Annotated in this window: 19 protein-coding genes; 12 read left to right on the forward strand and 7 right to left on the reverse strand. The window is 44.6% G+C overall.

Annotated elements, in window-relative coordinates; genetic code table 11:
* Positions 1-27: 27 nt before the first annotated feature.
* From B7P33_RS05540 to B7P33_RS05575, 8 genes are read left to right on the forward strand one after another with little or no spacing between them, the layout of a single operon-like run.
* Positions 28-993 carry an AAA family ATPase gene (locus B7P33_RS05540; protein ID WP_097440974.1) on the forward strand — a complete coding sequence of 322 codons (966 nt, stop codon included), beginning with the start codon at positions 28-30 and terminating at the stop codon, positions 991-993.
* A 10-nt stretch (positions 994-1,003) separates the two neighbouring features.
* Positions 1,004-1,939, forward strand: a complete 936-nt coding sequence (locus tag B7P33_RS05545; protein ID WP_245871670.1) for a DUF58 domain-containing protein — start codon at positions 1,004-1,006, stop codon at positions 1,937-1,939.
* The gene (locus B7P33_RS05550) at positions 1,936-2,418 is read left to right on the forward strand and encodes a DUF4381 domain-containing protein (RefSeq protein ID WP_097440975.1); all 483 of its coding nucleotides are present in this window, start codon (positions 1,936-1,938) and stop codon (positions 2,416-2,418) included. The genes B7P33_RS05545 and B7P33_RS05550 overlap by 4 nt, the downstream gene beginning before the upstream one ends.
* Positions 2,411-3,409, forward strand: a complete 999-nt coding sequence (locus B7P33_RS05555) for a VWA domain-containing protein (RefSeq protein ID WP_097440976.1) — start codon at positions 2,411-2,413, stop codon at positions 3,407-3,409. The genes B7P33_RS05550 and B7P33_RS05555 overlap by 8 nt, the downstream gene beginning before the upstream one ends.
* Positions 3,402-5,108 (forward strand): vWA domain-containing protein, encoded by a 1,707-nt coding sequence (locus B7P33_RS05560; RefSeq protein ID WP_097440977.1) that lies wholly within the window; start codon positions 3,402-3,404, stop codon positions 5,106-5,108. Before B7P33_RS05555 ends, B7P33_RS05560 begins: the two co-directional genes overlap by 8 nt.
* Entirely contained in the window at positions 5,102-6,439 is a 1,338-nt protein-coding gene (locus B7P33_RS05565) for a BatD family protein (RefSeq protein ID WP_097440978.1), read from the forward strand. The genes B7P33_RS05560 and B7P33_RS05565 overlap by 7 nt, the downstream gene beginning before the upstream one ends.
* Positions 6,440-6,489: 50 nt before the next feature.
* Positions 6,490-7,155, forward strand: a complete 666-nt coding sequence (locus B7P33_RS05570) for an AbiH family protein (RefSeq protein WP_097440979.1) — start codon at positions 6,490-6,492, stop codon at positions 7,153-7,155.
* 48 nt (positions 7,156-7,203) lie between these two features.
* Positions 7,204-7,464 carry a hypothetical protein gene (locus B7P33_RS05575; protein WP_097440980.1) on the forward strand — a complete coding sequence of 87 codons (261 nt, stop codon included), beginning with the start codon at positions 7,204-7,206 and terminating at the stop codon, positions 7,462-7,464.
* A 27-nt stretch (positions 7,465-7,491) separates the two neighbouring features.
* Here the strand turns inward: B7P33_RS05575 and B7P33_RS05580 are convergent, their stop codons facing one another.
* The 3 genes from B7P33_RS05580 to B7P33_RS05590 form a co-directional block, all read right to left on the reverse strand.
* Positions 7,492-9,102, reverse strand: a complete 1,611-nt coding sequence (locus B7P33_RS05580; protein ID WP_097440981.1) for a metallophosphoesterase family protein — start codon at positions 9,100-9,102, stop codon at positions 7,492-7,494.
* A gap of 190 nt (positions 9,103-9,292) precedes the next feature.
* Positions 9,293-10,981 (reverse strand): single-stranded-DNA-specific exonuclease RecJ, encoded by a 1,689-nt coding sequence (recJ, locus tag B7P33_RS05585; RefSeq protein WP_097440982.1) that lies wholly within the window; start codon positions 10,979-10,981, stop codon positions 9,293-9,295.
* An 8-nt stretch (positions 10,982-10,989) separates the two neighbouring features.
* Positions 10,990-11,409, reverse strand: coding sequence for an OsmC family protein (locus B7P33_RS05590; protein WP_097441245.1), 420 nt, complete (start codon positions 11,407-11,409; stop codon positions 10,990-10,992).
* Positions 11,410-11,519: 110 nt separating this feature from the next.
* On the opposite strand from B7P33_RS05590, the gene B7P33_RS05595 reads away from it, so the two are divergent.
* Positions 11,520-12,110, forward strand: a complete 591-nt coding sequence (locus B7P33_RS05595; protein ID WP_097440983.1) for a carboxymuconolactone decarboxylase family protein — start codon at positions 11,520-11,522, stop codon at positions 12,108-12,110.
* Positions 12,111-12,188: 78 nt separating this feature from the next.
* On the opposite strand, the gene B7P33_RS05600 is transcribed toward B7P33_RS05595, so the two are convergent.
* The gene (locus tag B7P33_RS05600) at positions 12,189-13,283 is read right to left on the reverse strand and encodes a S41 family peptidase (RefSeq protein WP_097440984.1); all 1,095 of its coding nucleotides are present in this window, start codon (positions 13,281-13,283) and stop codon (positions 12,189-12,191) included.
* A 127-nt stretch (positions 13,284-13,410) separates the two neighbouring features.
* Entirely contained in the window at positions 13,411-15,033 is a 1,623-nt protein-coding gene (locus B7P33_RS05605; protein WP_097440985.1) for a carboxypeptidase-like regulatory domain-containing protein, read from the reverse strand.
* A 336-nt stretch (positions 15,034-15,369) separates the two neighbouring features.
* Between B7P33_RS05605 and B7P33_RS19330 the strand changes: the two genes are divergently transcribed.
* The 3 genes from B7P33_RS19330 (at position 15,370) to B7P33_RS05615 (ending at position 16,730) form a co-directional block, all read left to right on the forward strand.
* Positions 15,370-15,522 carry a hypothetical protein gene (locus B7P33_RS19330; protein WP_172435863.1) on the forward strand — a complete coding sequence of 51 codons (153 nt, stop codon included), beginning with the start codon at positions 15,370-15,372 and terminating at the stop codon, positions 15,520-15,522.
* A 51-nt stretch (positions 15,523-15,573) separates the two neighbouring features.
* Positions 15,574-16,122, forward strand: coding sequence for a carboxymuconolactone decarboxylase family protein (locus tag B7P33_RS05610; protein WP_097440986.1), 549 nt, complete (start codon positions 15,574-15,576; stop codon positions 16,120-16,122).
* A gap of 224 nt (positions 16,123-16,346) precedes the next feature.
* Entirely contained in the window at positions 16,347-16,730 is a 384-nt protein-coding gene (locus B7P33_RS05615; RefSeq protein ID WP_097440987.1) for a cupredoxin domain-containing protein, read from the forward strand.
* Positions 16,731-16,829: 99 nt separating this feature from the next.
* On the opposite strand, the gene B7P33_RS05620 is transcribed toward B7P33_RS05615, so the two are convergent.
* The gene (locus tag B7P33_RS05620; protein WP_097440988.1) at positions 16,830-17,183 is read right to left on the reverse strand and encodes a DUF1801 domain-containing protein; all 354 of its coding nucleotides are present in this window, start codon (positions 17,181-17,183) and stop codon (positions 16,830-16,832) included.
* Positions 17,184-17,208: 25 nt separating this feature from the next.
* Entirely contained in the window at positions 17,209-17,667 is a 459-nt protein-coding gene (locus tag B7P33_RS05625; protein WP_097440989.1) for a GyrI-like domain-containing protein, read from the reverse strand.
* Positions 17,668-17,715 lie beyond the last annotated feature (48 nt).

Raw genomic sequence — 17,715 nt, forward strand, 5'->3', positions numbered from 1 at the left:
GTATTTTCGAACTATAAATTCCAACGCATGACACCTTTTGAAGCTATTTCTGAGTTAAAATCGCAGATGTCCCGATCTATCATCGGACAAGACACCCTGATCGATCGTATAGTCCTCACCCTATTGGCCGATGGCAATATGCTGTTGGAAGGCCTACCCGGTTTGGCCAAGACACGTGCCATAAAGACCATGGCCCAACATTTGGAATGTGGCCTTAGCCGAATCCAGTTTACCCCGGATCTTTTGCCTACCGATATTACGGGAACAGAGATATACCAACCCGAGGAAAAAGAAAAATTCCACTTTCAGGAAGGCCCAATTTTCAGCAACCTGATTTTGGCCGATGAAATCAACAGGGCGCCGGCCAAAGTACAGTCGGCCTTATTGGAAGCCATGGAGGAACGTCAGGTAACCGTAGCCGGTAAAACCTATAAAATGGACCCCTTGTTCATGGTAATGGCTACCCAAAACCCGGTAGAGCAAGAAGGTACCTATCCGTTGCCTGAAGCGCAAATGGACCGTTTTTTGATCCATACCATAATCGATTACCCAGACGATGCCGCCGAACTTGAGATCTTACGTCTCAACAAAAAAGAGAACAGCGGCAAAAAAGAGAGCGAGAAGGTAACCATAGCCCAAGAGCAGGTATTTGCCGCCAGAAAAGAAATTGCCGCCATCAAAGTGTCGGAAGAACTCGAAAAATATATGGTGAGTTTAATCTCGGCCACCCGCTACCCCGACCGCTACAATGCCGAACTGGCCCAGTGGATCGAGTATGGTGCGAGTCCGCGTGGTACCATTGCCCTAGATCGTTGTTCTCGGGTAAACGCCTGGATGGAGGGTAAAGACTATGTGAGTCCCGAGAACGTGCACAACGTAATAAAAGATGTACTACGCCACAGAATAGCCCTAAGTTATAAAGGTCGTGCCGAAGGTATCTCTATGGATCAATTGATTGATAAGATCTTGGAAGTCGTTGCCGTTATCGCCTAATCCGTTTGCGTTGAAACAGCCCGAAAAAAATCCGGATATCTTTATTTCCCTCGAAGACCTATTGCGTTTCGAGTGGATGCATAGCCTATTCCCTTCGAAATTGGGCAAGCAACGCTCCAACTCCATATTATCGGGCAGGTTTGCCTCGCGCCAACGTGGTCGCGGACTCGACTTTGAAGAATCGCGCCCCTATACCATTGGCGACGATATTCGAAATATAGACTGGAAGGTAACCGCCAAAACGGGCACCACCCATACCAAGGTATTTACCGAGGAAAAGGAGAAACCCGCATTTATTTTCGTTGATCAATCGCCTACCATGGGTTTTGGTTCACAACAAAAGACCAAGTCGGTTACGGCGGCCCAATTGGCGGCCATTGCGGCCTATAAAGTTTTAAAAAGCGGCGACCGGGTCGGCGGCATGGTTTATACTGGTAACGGTTACGAACTGGTGACCCCAAAACGCGACCGACGGAATATTCTTCATTTTTTCCAAAAGATAGTTGAAGCCAACAACCAGATTTACCAACCCCACGATTTCGATTTTTCCGAAAGCCTGAAAACCATAGTCTCCAAATTGCACAATGTGGTTACCCACGATTTTATGGTGGTCTTTATCAGCGATTTTTACCGCTACGACCCCAAAGTCTTGGAGTCACTTTGTGAAATAGCCGAACATAACGATTTGTTGTTGCTTAAAGTTCAAGACCCTATGGAGGTAGAGTTACCGCATCAAAAATTAACCTTGGGCGATGGCCAAAAGCAAATTCAGATCGATGGCCGTAAAAAGAACCTTCCGCCCCAATTAAAGGCCGATTTTGAGCAGAATTTCAAGCAATTCGAAACCGAATTGGCCAAATACAACATACCCATCTACCCTATAAGCACGGTGGGCAAGGTAGAAGACCAATTACTCGAACATTTTAATCCGGCCCTAAGAAAATGATGCTCTGGATCTACATATTCCAAGAAATTCCGCCCGAATTGGCCGGCATGGAACCCATAGAACCGGATCCCATTCCGTTCAGTACCGACACCCCGGCCTGGAAAGTGGTATGGGCCCTTTTAGCCCTGCTAGTCCTATATGGTCTTTTTAAAGCCTACCGTAAATACCGGACGAATGCCTATCGCCGTGAGGCCCTGGTCGCTTTGGAGGATATAGCGAAGAAGCCGCATGCCGTAAAATCGATTATGTTTTTACTAAAACGTACCGCCCTTATCGGTTACCCCAGGCAAGAAGTAGCCGGCTTGGAAGGTGATGCCTGGTTGGCTTTTTTAGATGGTTCCCTTCCCGAAGGAGGTTTTAGCCCATTAAAAGAAGTTATCCATACGGCCATCTATAAAGATGAAACCACAGAAGTTTCGGCTTCCGATATAGACCGATTGATCAATCTAAGTAAAACCTGGATCCGAAAGCATGGCTGAGAATTTCGAATTTGCATATCGCTGGGTTTTCTTTTTGGCACCATTGCCCTTATTGGTCTATTGGTTATTGCCTCCTATAAAAAGTAAAAGCAGCTCACTTACCTATCCGTATTTCAACAGGGCCGCCGAAGTATCCGGTGAAAAGCCCAGCCGTTCGGCCCAAGTAAAAGGGCGTGGTATCTTACCATGGATTACCCTAACTCTTATTTGGCTTTTATTGCTCGGCGCCGTGGCCTCGCCCCAATTGGTAGGCAAACCGGAGAAAAAAGTAAAACTCTCGAGAAACTTTTTAATCGTGGCCGACCTTTCCTTCAGTATGGCCCAAAACGATTGGGTACTCGACGATAAACGCGTCAGTCGCTGGGAAGCCGTAAAGGATATCATGAAAGATTTTGTGGTGCGTCGCAAAAGTGACCGCCTCGGTTTGGTGTTCTTTGCTTCCAATGCTTACGTACAGGCGCCCTTTACCAACGATCTGGAAACCGTACAAACCATGCTCGATGAGGCCGATGTGGGTATGGCCGGCCAGGCCACCAATATCGGTAAAGCCATTGTAAAAGGTATGGATCTATTCGAACGCGATACCATTTCGAACAAAGTAATGCTTTTACTTACCGATGGGGTCGATAGCGGACAAGAGATACTTCCGTTAGATGCGGCCAATCTGGCCAAAAAAGACAGTACCGTAATCTATACCATAGGCATCGGTACGCCTGGTAGCTCAGGTTCCGATCTGGACGAGCGCACTTTGGAAGAAATCGCCGAAATGACCGATGGTTCCTACTTTAGGGCCGCCGATGCCGATGCCCTCGAAAAAGTATATGCCGAACTCGATGCCTTGGAGCCCATTGAGTATGAAGAAGAAAGTTACGTGCCCCGTACCTTGCTGTATTATTATCCTTTGGCCGCCGCTTTGGCCTTGGGCACTTTGGTCGTTGGCATCAACCTGATCCTATTGATTTTTAAAAACCTGGTACGCAACGATGGATAAGGCCAACCTACATATCGACTGGGAACAATTCCATTTTCTAAGGGGCGAATACCTTTGGTGGTTGCTTTTGCCGGCATTGGTACTTTTGGTATCTATTTTCTTACTGCGCGATAAAAACCAATGGAAAAAACATATCGCCAAACACCTCAGGCCCTATGTCATCCAAAAGGGAAGTGAATGGAAGACCCAACTGATCTATATCTCTTTGATATTCATGTTCGGGCTCGGTTTTGTGGCGGTATTGGGCCCCACTTGGAAAAAAGAGGAAGGCCCCACCAAAAAAACGGCCTCTAAATTGGTGATCGCCCTCGATCTTTCGCAAAGTATGCTTACCGAAGATGTGTCGCCCAATCGTTTGGAACGGGCCAAGTTCAAAATACACGACCTGTTAGAGGCCAACCCCAGGGCGGCCACCAATCTGTTGGCTTTCTCGGGTAGTACGCATACTGTAATTCCGTTTACCATAGACTATAAGATCTTAAAAGACAATCTCGACGGCCTCTTACCACGAATGATGCCCCAAAAAGGTACTTCCTATGCGCTTTTATACCAAAAACTTGATACCCTTTTGGCCCAAGTAGAGGCCCCGGCCAAGGTCTTGATCTTTACCGACGACCTTTCGGAAGTAGATGTGAATGCCACGGCCGCGCTGACTTCACGTTTGAACATGGAGTTGTTCTTTTACCCTTTCGCCACCTTGCAAGGCGGTAAAATTCCGGGACACACCCAAGTACATTCCGCTCTCAACGCAAATCAAAAACAAGCTTTGAGCGCTTTGGATAAGGTAACGGTAATGGAACCTACTTTAGATGCTACCGATATGGAAGGCTTTGCCAAGACCATTAGTGAGCATTTGATTTTCGAGGATCAGGACAAAGACAAGGAGACCCATTGGTTAGATGAGGGCTATTGGGTCTGCATCCCGCTTTTGATCTTCTTTTTATTCAGTTTTAGAAAAGGATGGGGCTTGCAATCGGTAGTACTACTTTTTCTTTTGGGAAGTTGTAGTCCTATGGAGAACGACCCTGAAGGTTTTAAATTCAAAAACCTTTTCCTTACCCAAGATTATAGGGCTCAAAAAGCCTATGAACGTGGCGATTATGCCTTAGCCGCCCAGCTATATACCGACCCACTCTATCAGGGCATGGCCTATTTTAAGGCCGGGGATCTGTTGAGCGCCCAAACCGCATTTTCACAAGATAGTACGCAGGCGGGGCAATACAACCTCAGCCTTACCTATTTAAAACTGGGTGAATACCATAAATCGGCCGAAGTATTGGAAGAATTGGTCGCCCGAAACCCCGATTTCTCAAAGGCCCAACAGTCTTTACAAACCTTGGAGGCCGTTATGCCTTCTTTAGATACCATGCGTTTGGACCAAGTAGATCGTAATCCGGCAAAACAACGGGCCAAGAATGAAAAGAACGATTCGCTGGAAGATCTAAGTGGGGGCGGACAAAAAGCCACCGAAAAAGACATGCAGCAATCGCGCAAGGAGGAAACCTTGACCACCGGCATTCGAAAAGGCAAGGAAATGGAAGAACTCCCAGACGATTTTCAGGCCGGCCAAGGCCAAATGCCCAAAAACGTATTGATGCGTAAGGTTGACGACGACCCGGCCCTGTTCCTTACCCGTAAGTTCCGCTATCAAGTAAAAAAGAAACAAGTACCCACCCAAAAAAGCGAAAATTCATGGTAAGAAAGTTTGTCCTTACCCTGTTTTTGGGTGTACTCGGCTTCACTGGCCTACAGGCACAGAAATTAGTTGCCTATGTTAGCCTCAACAAATCCGATGCCTATATTGGCGAACCAGTTAGTATGACGGTTTCGGTACATACCTCCACTTGGTTTACCGAAGGGGTCGACTTGGGCAATTTGCAAGTAGACGATGCGCTTACCGTATATTTCCGGTCGGTTTCCAATCGGAAGCAAATAGGCGGCAAGGCCATGCCCGGGGTCGATTTTCTTTACAATCTCTACCCTACCAAAGCCGGAACCCTTACCATACCCGAAATAAAGATACATGTCAGTAGTCCGCCCGAAGGTGGCTACGAAGGCAAGCCCCATGTGCTTACGACACAGGCGAAAACCATTCAGGTACGTGATGTACCCCTTGGCTTTTCCGCCGATGATTGGTTGGTAACCACCAACCTAACCGTCTCCGAAAACTGGAGTGCCCCCTTGGATAGTGTGAAAGTGGGCGAGGTCTTGGAACGTACCATAAGCCGTAGGGCCAGTGGTACCTTGGCCGAATTTATCCCTTCGATACGTTGGGATAGCATTGCAGGCGTATCCATTTATCCGAAACGGCCCAAAGTAGATACCCATAGGGGAAAAACGGCCGTATCGGCCTCCCAAAGCCAAACCGCCAGTTATCTTTTTGAAAAAGAGGGCTACGTAACCCTTCCCGCCACTTCTTTTACCTATTGGAGCCCCTATACCAAAAAGACCGTACGCAAAACACTGGATTCGGTACGTATTAAAGTAGTGCCCAACCCCGACTTGGGTATGTTGGAAACCGCCAAAAAGAACCTGGAGGCAACCCAAGTCACAGAAGTCCCAGAAGACAAACCCCTGACCATTTTAGGTTTAACACCCAAGGAATTTGCCATCTGGGCCAGTTTGGGTTTGTTCGCCTTGTATATACTCTACCGCATCAATCGGTGGGCGTACTACGGCTATAAAAAACAACGAAAAGCACTATTGGCCTCGGAGGTCTATGCCTTTAAGCAGCTAAAAAAGGCCCTAACCAAAAAAGAGTCCAAAGCCTTTTATACGGCACGCCAACATTGGTTGGCCAAAACCCAAGCCGCCGATTCTTTAAGTAGTTTTATAAAAGCCTATGGCAGTGCCGAAGACCAAGAAAAATACCAAGCCTTCGATAAAGCACTTTTTGAGGCAAGCACAAACCCAACTGACGGACAATGGAAAGACCTAGGTCAAAGTCTAGCCCAAGCCCGTACCCAATGGTTGGCGCAACAAGCCCAACCCGCTGTTGCTGATTCGGGTTGGTTGAATCCAACAGGTTAACATTTAACAGTGCATTATTTTGAATATTAAATACTTAACCAACAACAAAAATGAACATCCTATATATCTTAGGCAATGGTTTTGATCTTAGTCTTGGTTTAAAAACAAGTTATTCTCACTTTTATACACATTATCTAAGTCAAAAATCAAAACATCCTATTATTGTAAAACTCAAAGAAGAAATTAAGGATGTAAATTCGAATTGGTCTGATTTAGAAATAGCTCTTGGGAAATTTACGACCAATTTGACTTCCCTTGAAGATTTCGATATTGTAAATGATGATATAAGATATAGTTTATCAAACTATCTTAAGGCTCAAGAAGAAAGCCTAGTTCTTAATAATGGAATTATTAAATCCATTACACAATTCTTTGCGAAACCTGAAACTCCTTTACCTCTAACAGAATTAAGAAGATTAGTAAAGTATAAAAACAAATGGAGCTCTAGCCAGTGGAATGTAAACATTGTTACATTTAACTATACTCAGATAGTAGAAAAAATATTTGAGAATTCGAATAATTTAAAAATTGGTAATCATCATAATCATACTATTCAGTTGAGGAGTGTCAATCATATCCATGGTCTTGTTGATAAAGATTTAATCATGGGCATAAATGATGTTTCACAATTATCAAATAAATCATTTCATGAGAATATTGATTTTTTAGAGTCTTTTATAAAACCCATTGCCAATCAAGCGTTACAACATGCTTAAGATGAAGAATTCAAAGCTAAAATAAATGACTCCAATCTAATTTGTATCATGGGGTCTTCTCTTGGATTAACCGATCAGTATTGGTGGGAATTGATAGGAAAAAGGGTATTAGGAGGTTCCCTTTTAATCATCTTTAAATTCCAAAACAAGGTTAATGGTCTTGAAACCCACAAGAAAGGTAGAATGATTAGATCCGTTAAGGCAGAATTCCTTTCAAAATCAAATTTAAGTAAAGAAGAGAAAGAAAAGGCAGCCAATAATATTATTGTTCACTTGTCAAAAAACCTTTTTGAAGAATACGGTTCTTAGGCAAAAAGGTTAAGAGCACTAAAAGTGCTACAATTCTATCCGCACGGGAAAACCGGGAAATTGTTTCGCCTCTTCGGTGGTTACATCTACCATTCTGGGCCAGCATTCAAAAACCACTTTTTTGGTTTCTGGATATAGTCTGATTAGTCCGTAACCCGCTCCTTCCGAATGGTTATCGGGGTTTACATAGGCATGCATACTTATCTTATTGTTGAACCCATCCAAAAACCGACCGTTCCAAGGAAGCTTTCCATTGGAATTAGGCCCTGCTTTTTCATCGGCGGGCCACCACCAACGGCTGTAATAATTGTTTACTATAGCGGGAACCACAAAGGCCCACGGGCCATCATCGAATTCATCTATTCCGTGCTTGATTACGGTAGCCAAATGTTGGTCTCCGGCAATATGGATGGCCCCAGCTTCTTCAATAGCCTTCAACGCCTTGTTTCTGCCGGTCTGCGGCCAACCGTTCGAGTCCAAATCGGCATGCAAACGGTTGTGCTGTCTCCCATGTAAATGTGCCCCACCACAAAATCCGGTTTGCGATAACACCACCTTGATACGGTTTTCGGCCTTATCCTTTCCCCAATTTTCCAAAAAATCCAATTGTCGATCACCCAATAAGACCAAGCCATCTACATCAATTTGCGCTGGGTCGTAGGTCGAATCGCGAACATGGTCGGGCCGGGGGCCCATTTGGGGTATTTTGCCATTGGGTCCAGATTTAAACTTACGATCTTCAATGATGGCCAAATCAATTCCGCCCAACAACATATTCGTATAATACACCCCTATGCCTTGCTGAATGGGTGTACTATCAAAGGGGTCGGGTAAGTGTGCAGTTTGGCAGCGTTCTACCATTTTTACATATTCGGCCGGGTAAAAATACCCACCATCGTTTCCGGCCCTGATCTGGGCCACTTTGCCCCCTTCTCCCCAAAGATTGCCCTGGCCAATATCATGGTCATCTGGTATGGTAATACAGGGCCTATTTCTAAATGTTTCCCGAAACTGCATTCCAAACTTCAACCAGGCCGCCGTATGTTCCGTATGGTCATAAGATTGATCCCCGGCAAAAAATATCAGATCCGGGTCTTGGTGGTTGATGTTCCTGACATAGTTTTCCCTATCACCCCGGTCTTTATTACTGTTACAGGACAAAGCAGCTATAGTAATTTCCTTTTTATCCTTAGGATCTTTCCGGATCAAGCCTTCGTAAACAGCCTCTTTACCATGCATAAAACGATAGCGGGTATCGGTAGACATATCCCAATTTTCTACCCGGAAGGTGGTAGACCACCCTATCTCGTTCACCTTCTTTTTTTGTACTGTTTGCCATTTTCCATTTTTTAAGAGTGTCAAACGGACTTCCCGGGTCTCCTTGGGATACAAAGGAAACAATTGGGCCGTTAGTTTTAGCGTATTTGCATGCGCCGTATACATGCCAAAAGCGATGACATCTTTCCGGTCAACCTTAAGATCGATAATGGGATTCGCAGCCCGGTTCCACCAATCGTTGGTGGCCAAGGTATCTACCCCACTAAAAGGCGCCTGAACATAGGTTGAGGTTTCTTTTTGGTCAACCGATTTACAGCTAGCAAATAGAATAACGGATACAAAATAGATCAGGTTTTTCATGGATTGGTTTTAGTGGTTATAAGAAGGAATCGTTTCATTCTATTTCAGAATGACTTAAACACTGCCAAAAGGTTTAACTTCTTAATGAAAAATTCACCCAAAAACTGGCACTTAAAGCTATTAAAAATGAGGAATTCCAGTACGAGTGTTTAGAATTGTAACAAAAAGACCTCTATTTCAAATTAATCGTTTACCTCAAATCCCGTAATCGCAACTGCAGTTTGGTTACCCCTTGCCAATGGTTTTCATCTAGGCAGTACACTATATCTACGGGCTTTTTTCCGGAAGCCAAAGGCCATTTATCGCCCAGGCCGAACCCTATGGCGCCAATGGGTTGGGATCCTTGTTGGGCGATGGTAAGTTTCAAATGCTTTTCGTCTTCACCTACCGGGCGACCATAACCGGTATCGTACACCCCTTCACTCAAAAAAACCGGCGCCATATTGCCAGGGCCAAAGGGTGCGAACTGTTTTAAAATCCTATAGAATTTCGGGCTGATATCGACCAGATCCAAGCTTTGGTCTATTTGAATCTCGGGCTCTCGCAATTGTTTGGGTAGGGTTTGGGCCACCACTTCTTCGAATTTGGCCTTGAACAAAGGGTATTGGGCTTCGGTAAGTGTAAGTCCGGCCGCATATTTATGCCCCCCGAACTGAATAATGTGCTCTTGGCATTGCTCCAGGGCGGCATATACATCGAAACCCTTTACCGAACGGGCCGATGCCGCCAGTTTATCGCCACTTTTGGTAAAGACCAAAGTCGGTCGGTAATAGGTCTCGATCAAACGTGAAGCCACGATTCCGATCACCCCTTTATGCCATTGCGGGTCGTATACCACCGTGGTATGCCGCCCTTCTTCACCCAATTCAGTAATTTGATCTAGGGCCTGTTGGGTAATGATTTTATCGGTTTCCCTACGGTCGCTATTAAACTGTTCAATTCCCAGCGCTATTTCCTGGGCGCTTTCCAAATCTTGGGCGGTTAAAAGGGTCACCGCATATTGCCCGTGTTCCATACGTCCGGCCGCATTGATCCGCGGCGCCACGGTAAATACCAGATCGGTAACGGTCATTTTAGGCTTTTCGGCCTGCTTCATCAGGGCGGCAATGCCCGGTCGGGGATCTTGGTTCACCTGTTGTAGCCCAAAATAGGCCAAGACCCGATTCTCTCCGGTAATGGGTACGATATCGGCCCCAATGGCTATGGCTACCAGGTCTAGATAGGGCATCCAATATTCAAAGGTCTCCCCTAAGCGGGAACCTAGGGCCTGGATCAATTTAAAACCCACCCCACAACCACAAAGTTCCTTATAGGGATAGTCGCAATCGTCTCTTTTGGGGTCCAAAACCGCAACGGCATCCGGAATTTGCTCCCCCGGTCTATGATGATCACAGATAATGAAATCGATGCCTTTTTCCTTGGCATAAGCCACCTTATCTATGGCTTTGATTCCACAATCCAACGCAATGATAAGATCGAAGCCATTATCGGCCGCAAAATCGATGCCCTGATACGATACCCCATAGCCCTCGGCATAACGATCCGGAATATAGGTAGCCACATTTAAGGTGTGGGTGAGCAAATAGGAAGACATCAGCGAAACGGCCGTGGTACCGTCTACATCATAATCGCCATAGACCAAAATATTCTGTTGGGTGCACAGGGCGTGTTGAATCCGTTCGACTGCCAGATCCATATCGCGCATTAAAAAAGGATCGTGCAATTGTGCCAAGGAAGGTCTAAAAAAATCCTTGGCTTGCGCATAGGTGGTTATCCCCCGCTGCACCAAAAGGTAGGCGATACCCTCTGAAACCGAAAGGCTTTTGGCCAAGGCCTGTACCTTTTCGGATTCGGGTTTGGGTTTCAGGATCCACCGCATAGCCCGTGTTATTCGTTATGGTAAATAATCTCGATATCGAGCTCGGCGAACCTGCGGAACATTTCCATGACCCCACAATATTTTTCTATGGAAAGGTCCACCGCACGTTTTAGTTTGGCCTCATTTAAGTTGGCCCCATGGAAATGGTATTCGATAGTAACCTTATCGTAATATTTCGGATGCTCTTCGGTAAGGTTGGCCATGGTCTCTATATGGAAATCGGACACTTCCAATTTCATCTTGGCGATTAATGAAGCCACATCCAATCCGGAACAACCGGCCAAACTAGATAGCATTAAGGCTTTGGGCCTAAAGCTTTGTGGGTCTTCGGAAGACCCATCGTCTATTTTAAAAGTGCCTCCAGAGGTATTATTACTTTCAAAGGACATGCCGCCCAACCATTTGGTACTGATATGATTTGTTGCCATACTTAGGTTTTTTTCGTTTATTGTAATTACTCCTTTTGGCATATTCCTTTTTGAAAAGCCGAAGTAAGTTCATTGTCAAAAATAGGTAGAAAACCTTACAAAATATCCATATGCCTTTAGTAGCCCCTTTAAATCCGGAACACGATCCCGAAACCAGAAAACTGGCCGAGTTTTTTAATGAGACCCTCGGATTTTGTCCGAACTCCATTTTAACCATGCAGCACAGACCTGCCATTTCCAAGGCTTTTATCAATTTGAACAAAGCGGTAATGGCCAATGAAGGCCGGGTGTCCTCGGCCTTAAAACGTATGATCGCCTGGGTAAGCAGCAATGCCACCGGATGCCGGTATTGTCAAGCACACGCCATACGGGCCGCAGAACGCTATGGTGCGGAACAAGAGCAATTAGATAATATTTGGGAATACCGTACCCACCCTGCCTTTTCGGAGGCCGAACGGGCCGCCCTCGATTTTTCACTGGCCGCTTCTCAGGTACCCAATGCCGTAGATGCCGAGATTAAAGAGCGATTGTATGCCCATTGGAACGAAGGCGAAATCGTAGAAATGCTCGGGGTCATCTCACTGTTCGGTTACCTAAACCGCTGGAACGACTCCATGGGAACCATTGTAGAGGATGGTGCCATAGAAAGCGGGGAGCAATATTTGGGCAAACACGGTTGGAACCGTGGGAAGCATGTGTAGTTTTTAGAGACTAAAGACCGCTTCGCTGCTAGAAAATAGAACAAAGACTAGAGTCATTCCAAGTGTGCCTCCACAGGCTTATTGTTCCATATTTCTGTTTAGGGTTTGCAAATACTCAAAAGCACGGTTCAAAACGGCATCAGTTTTATGGGTAAGATCATCAGGGCTGTTTTTCACTTCGATAGCGGGTTGTATGCCTATGCCCTCGTAATTGGTCATTTGGGCATCGTAAAAGCGCATATGCGACAAGCTTACTTCCCAACCATTGGGGAGCTTGAACTCGTACATGTCTGAAAATATCCCTTCCGTAGTCTGTCCGATCAAAACCACTTGGGGTTGGCGGTGCATGGCCAACAAAAACACCTCGGCAGCACTGGCGGTAAAATCACTGGTTAGAATGATCAATTTCTTACGAAATCGAAATTTCCCATGGGGTTTAAGATACCATGCTTTCTTTTTAGTGAAGTTTTGGGTGTCCTTTATCCGGGTTTCTTTGTAATGCCCCAATTTCTTTTCGTTAACGAAACGGTTGGCTATGGTATAGCTATTTTTATCCCAACCACCACCGTTAAAACGTAGGTCCAAGATTACCGCTTCGGAAGTTTGCATGTTTTGCAAGGCCTTATTTAGGGCTTTGTCAAGTTTTCCGAATGTAGGGCCCGGCATTTCGTCTATACGGATGTAGCCAAAACGCGCATGTGTTCGATATTGAAAATGAGCATCTTTACTTACTTTCTGGTATTGGGCCTCGGAAAAACCAAATGCCTTTAAACGAGCATCCATAATACCTTTAAAGGCATCCCATTTTTCTTGGATAGGAAAGGCTTTCTCTATCGCAAAGGTATAAGACGGGCCACATTCCAAATCCCTTTCTTCAAAATCGGCCTCTAGGGTTACATGGCCATCGTTCAATTCTTGCAGCATGGCACAACCGATCTCAAACAACTGCCTATTGGTGGTTTCCGGGGTAACTTGTTGGCCGTACTTGGTCTGTATTTGGTTCCAATCGACCCTTTTCAGATCAAAATTGGCATAGCGCTTATGGAAAGTTTCCCAAAGGGCGTCAAAATTTTCTTGAGGATTATCTATAGCTTCCCATTGGGCAGGCATCGATTGGAAAAACATCAAAAGTATACCAATAGCTAGTCTGGGTAGTTGTGGTAGGCGGTACATGATGGTATTGTTTGCTACAAACCTAAGACCTCAATTTAAAACACGGCTTGAAAAGTTGCCAAAATTGACCGAACTGTAGTTTTATAGGAATGAATGGTTAACCCGAACCTTGGCTTTTAGTATGAAATTAAAAATCCAACAATTTGAAATTTATACTCGAACCATACAATACATAGCAACGCAGCTGTTTACGTTGCATACGCTTGCCCTTAAAATCGAATACCGAGATCTTTAGAAAAACGGGAAATGCCTCAGCCTTGGTTTTTCGGCCATTCATTATCCAAGATTGCCCGGCATCTTCGATATAAAAGCCATCGCCCGAATCACTTAAAAAACCGGGGGCGGTCGATTGGGGTTCCCAAACAAAATAGCGATTATCCGGACCAACGAACTGAAGTTCGATATCCGCGGGATGCCCCTCCCATTCGGCATAAACAAAGCGCCCGTTTTCCAATGTGCCCATTTTAGATTGGTATCGCGTGAGGTTTTTTACCATAAGGCCATGAACGCTGTTATCGGGTTCTGGGAAAAACCCTTCGGCAATAAGGTGAAAATACCGAAACAAGAAATTCTTGGCACGCATAGTATCGCCGAGGGCCTCATAGGTTAGGTATAGATCTACATACGAACGCTGGCGATTCGGATAGCGCTTAAACTGTTCTTGGTATAATTCCAAAGCCTCATTATTCAAATGGTAAGCACTGAAAATAAGGGCCAACACCCGTTTATGGTTTAGATCGAAATCTCCGGACCTATAAAACCTGTCGATAATGCTTTGTGTCGTCGGCGTTGTTCCGTAAGATTCCATAATAAGTTGCAGCGCTTGCAATTTTTGAATGGGCGTAAGGGCCTTAAAATTTCCTTGTAAAAAAAATGGCAATACATCTTCGGGCTTCTCCGAATCAATAAGGGGTTTAAGCGCCGTGGGTAAAAAGGCCTGTGTAGCTACCAAGGGTTGGGCATCTCCCTGGTAGAACAGATCACTGGTCTTTAATTTGTTATTGACTGCCTCGCTAGACGGTTTTTCGTAAAAACCGTTTTTCGTGTTGATGATAAAAACACCACTTGAGCCTTCACTTCCATAAATTGAGGTACCCGCCAATCCTGGTATAAATGCTACCCGCTTAATAAAAGATGCAGGAATATTTGGTGGTTGGCTAAGTATCATACCATCGACATCATAGAGTATTTTGGGGCCAGGATTAGGATCACTACCATCGGAATAAAAGGAGTCACGAAAATTTCGAATGGGAAACCTTCCCGCTATTGCTCCAGCAAAATCTAAAGCGTTCGTATTCAATTCAGATTCGTCCAAAACATAAAGCGCATGTCCTGATGTTTTTTTGTCTTTTACCCCAAATGAAGATATGATCATATCGGGGTTTTTATGGTATTCGGTCAAGATATCCTTGTACTTGGGCGTACGGATTCTTTCTTTAGCGGAAACGGTCACATCTTCCAAAGCCACTCTTTTCTCCGTGAGGTTTATATTGATGTTGGTCGTTTGGCCATCAACCGTTCTAAAGACGGTTTCATAGCCTAGCATGGAATACTGGAGCACATTACCTCTTTTTGTGGCTATTCGGTAACGACCATCGGCATCGGTAAGCGTACCTTGGGCCAGATCTTTGATTTTAACGGCCACCCCTTCCACGGGCCTACCTTGATCAAAAACAAAACCATTGATGGTAACCGGTTCTTGGGCCCAAAGCCATGGCCCTAATACAAAAAGGAATATTAGTTTATTCATCGGTGTTGGTTAAATCGACAAACAGAGAAAAAGCCTAAAAAGCTTATAATCATAAATATAACACCTTTATGATTGGCCAAAAAGCGATAGGAAAGAATAACCCTAGTTTAAAATGACCTTGGGTATATTAATTAATGTTATCCATTAATTGATAACCCTTAGGGAACTTACTACTCTTTGTGGTCTAGTTTCACCTCTCAAAACCAACCTATAGATTAAATTTTATGGAAATACCACGGCCAAGGGAAATTTTGACAACTGCTCGGGAAATAGGGCCTAACAAATAGGTGAATACCCGCCGCATCTTTGCATTGTAATTAAAAAACAACGCAAAAGATGGAACATAACAATAGCTTTTATAAGATCATTCACCTACTCACCGGTCCTTTTAAAAACAAGGTAAATACCGAAGTACCGCTTACCCATTGTGAGCATAATGCCCATCACGATTTTTATTGTGAAGCCGAACGTCCGTTTCCGTTGGACTAATCATTCAAGAACAAAAATTTAATCAATTATATAATCTAAAATTATTATAGCATGTATACTTATAACGTACCTAAAAGAGAAGAAGTAAGTACCGATAACCAAGGTATTTTCGACAATTTGAAAAACCAATTGGGCTTTGTACCCAATCTTTACGCTACCTATGCACATTCTGAAAACGCCCTAAAGAACTACTTGGCCTTAAATGGTGCCAAAAGCTCTTTAAAAGCCAAGGAAAAAGAGGCGGTAAACTTGGCCGTAAGTGAGGTAAACGGTTGTCTGTACTGTTTGTCGGCCCACACGGCCATAGCCAAAATGAACGGCTATAACGAAGCCCAGATCTTAGAGCTTAGGGCCGGTAAAGCCTCTTTCGACCCTAAACTGGATGCCTTAGCCGCCTTGGCCAAGAATATTACCGAAAACAAAGGTAGGGCCAGTGAAGGCGTTTTGGCCAATTTTCACGAACAAGGTTGGACCAACGAAAACCTAATCGATACCATAGTATTGGTTGGCGACAAGACCATCTCAAATTACGTGAACAATCTGACCCAAGTACCTATCGATTTTCCGGTAGCCCAACCTTTAGATGCTATTGTGGCTTAATAAATTATCAAAAATTAAGAACGAAAAACAATCACTAATAAATAAAACGTAACTAATCAGTGTCGCAGGTTTTGAAGCGAGAAATAGGGATTTTGGGTGCTGTTGAAGTGATTTTTTTCAAAGCATAGCACCGCTATGTGAGAAAAAAATCATAAAAACAGAGCGTAAAAGACCATTTCGTAGCCAAAATAGGGGACTCTGATTAGTTACAATAATAACAAATCATGAAAAAAGTAATCGCAATCGTAGCCTTGGTATTCGGATTCGCCTTGACCGCCCAGGCCCAGGACAAAATGATGAAAACCGGGACCATCGCCCTAACCCAAACCCCAGGGGAGTTTACCCAGAAACAGTTAGAGGTAAAGGAAGGTACTTATGTTTTTGAAATCGCCAATAAAGGGGTTGGTCACGATGTAGGTTTTGTATTGGTGCCCAAGGGAAAGGACATTACCAAAGAGGCCAACCATATTAAAACGGCCTATGTTACCCAAATGGTAGCTACCGGTACCACCCAGAAATCCAAGCCAACTACCTTGGCCAAAGGAGAATATGTGTACTTCTGTCCGTTAAACCCAACGGCCACCGACAATACCTTGGTGGTAAAATAATGATAGAGAAGATCGAGCCATAGGCTCTTAAAGAAGCAGCCGCTTTTTTTCATAAAGGACGATTCCAGCTATAGTAAAACACGGAATCGTCCTTTTTTATTACCCTTTTCGATACCATGCCAACATAGCGTCCAACACCGCTTTCAGCTCGGGCAGGGGTAAATCGGCCTCCGTAGAGATCCGAAATATTTTCATACGTGCCCGTTGGCCTTGTTCTAAAGCAGGATGGTCTAGCCGTTTCCCTTCTACAAAACCCACATAAGGTTCTCCCGTTTTCTTATCCGTCCACAGATAACAACACATTTTCTTACCGTAGCAGAAAAAGGGCATCCCATACTTAAGCTGATGGTTTAGGTGTTCGTCCTGTTTTAAGATAAAGTCGCGAAGGGCCAACAGGGTTCCCCGAAGCGGTTCTGGTTTGTTCAGATAAAATTCCAAGAGTTTCTCTGACATAAAATGTGGATAGAGGTGTTTTACGCTATTTCAAGGCAATATAAATATCGACCACACCCTGTGTTGGGTCACTATACTGCGGATCGTAGGCCTCAAAATCGGTGGTATAGGCCCGATCCAGGTCGGCTTGCCAGATGCGATGCCATGCTTCGACCACCGCCCCTTTCGTAAGATCGCCTTTCGCTTGGAATTTTTGGTAATCGCCCTGTTGAATAATTACAGAATGCATACCCTCAGGAACGGGAGTTCCAGCAGCCACCTTACACCCCAAATACATCGTATAGGGTTGGGTATGATCCCCATCATAATCCGAATAGCAAGCATATAGCCAATGATCCAATTTTCCCGGGATTTTTTCCAAAATACCTGCTGCCATAAAACGGTTCCAAAGCGCCGGGATATCTTGGTCGGCTTTTCCGGCAGCATTGGATGTTCGTACCGAGAGTCCCATAATCGTAACCGAAGTAATCGTTGTTTTTTCCATGTTTTCTTGTCCTGTTTATAGTTTGATATTAAAGTGCCCATCATAACA

Source organism: Sediminicola luteus, from assembly GCF_002514735.1.
GTDB lineage: Bacteria > Bacteroidota > Bacteroidia > Flavobacteriales > Flavobacteriaceae > HQA918.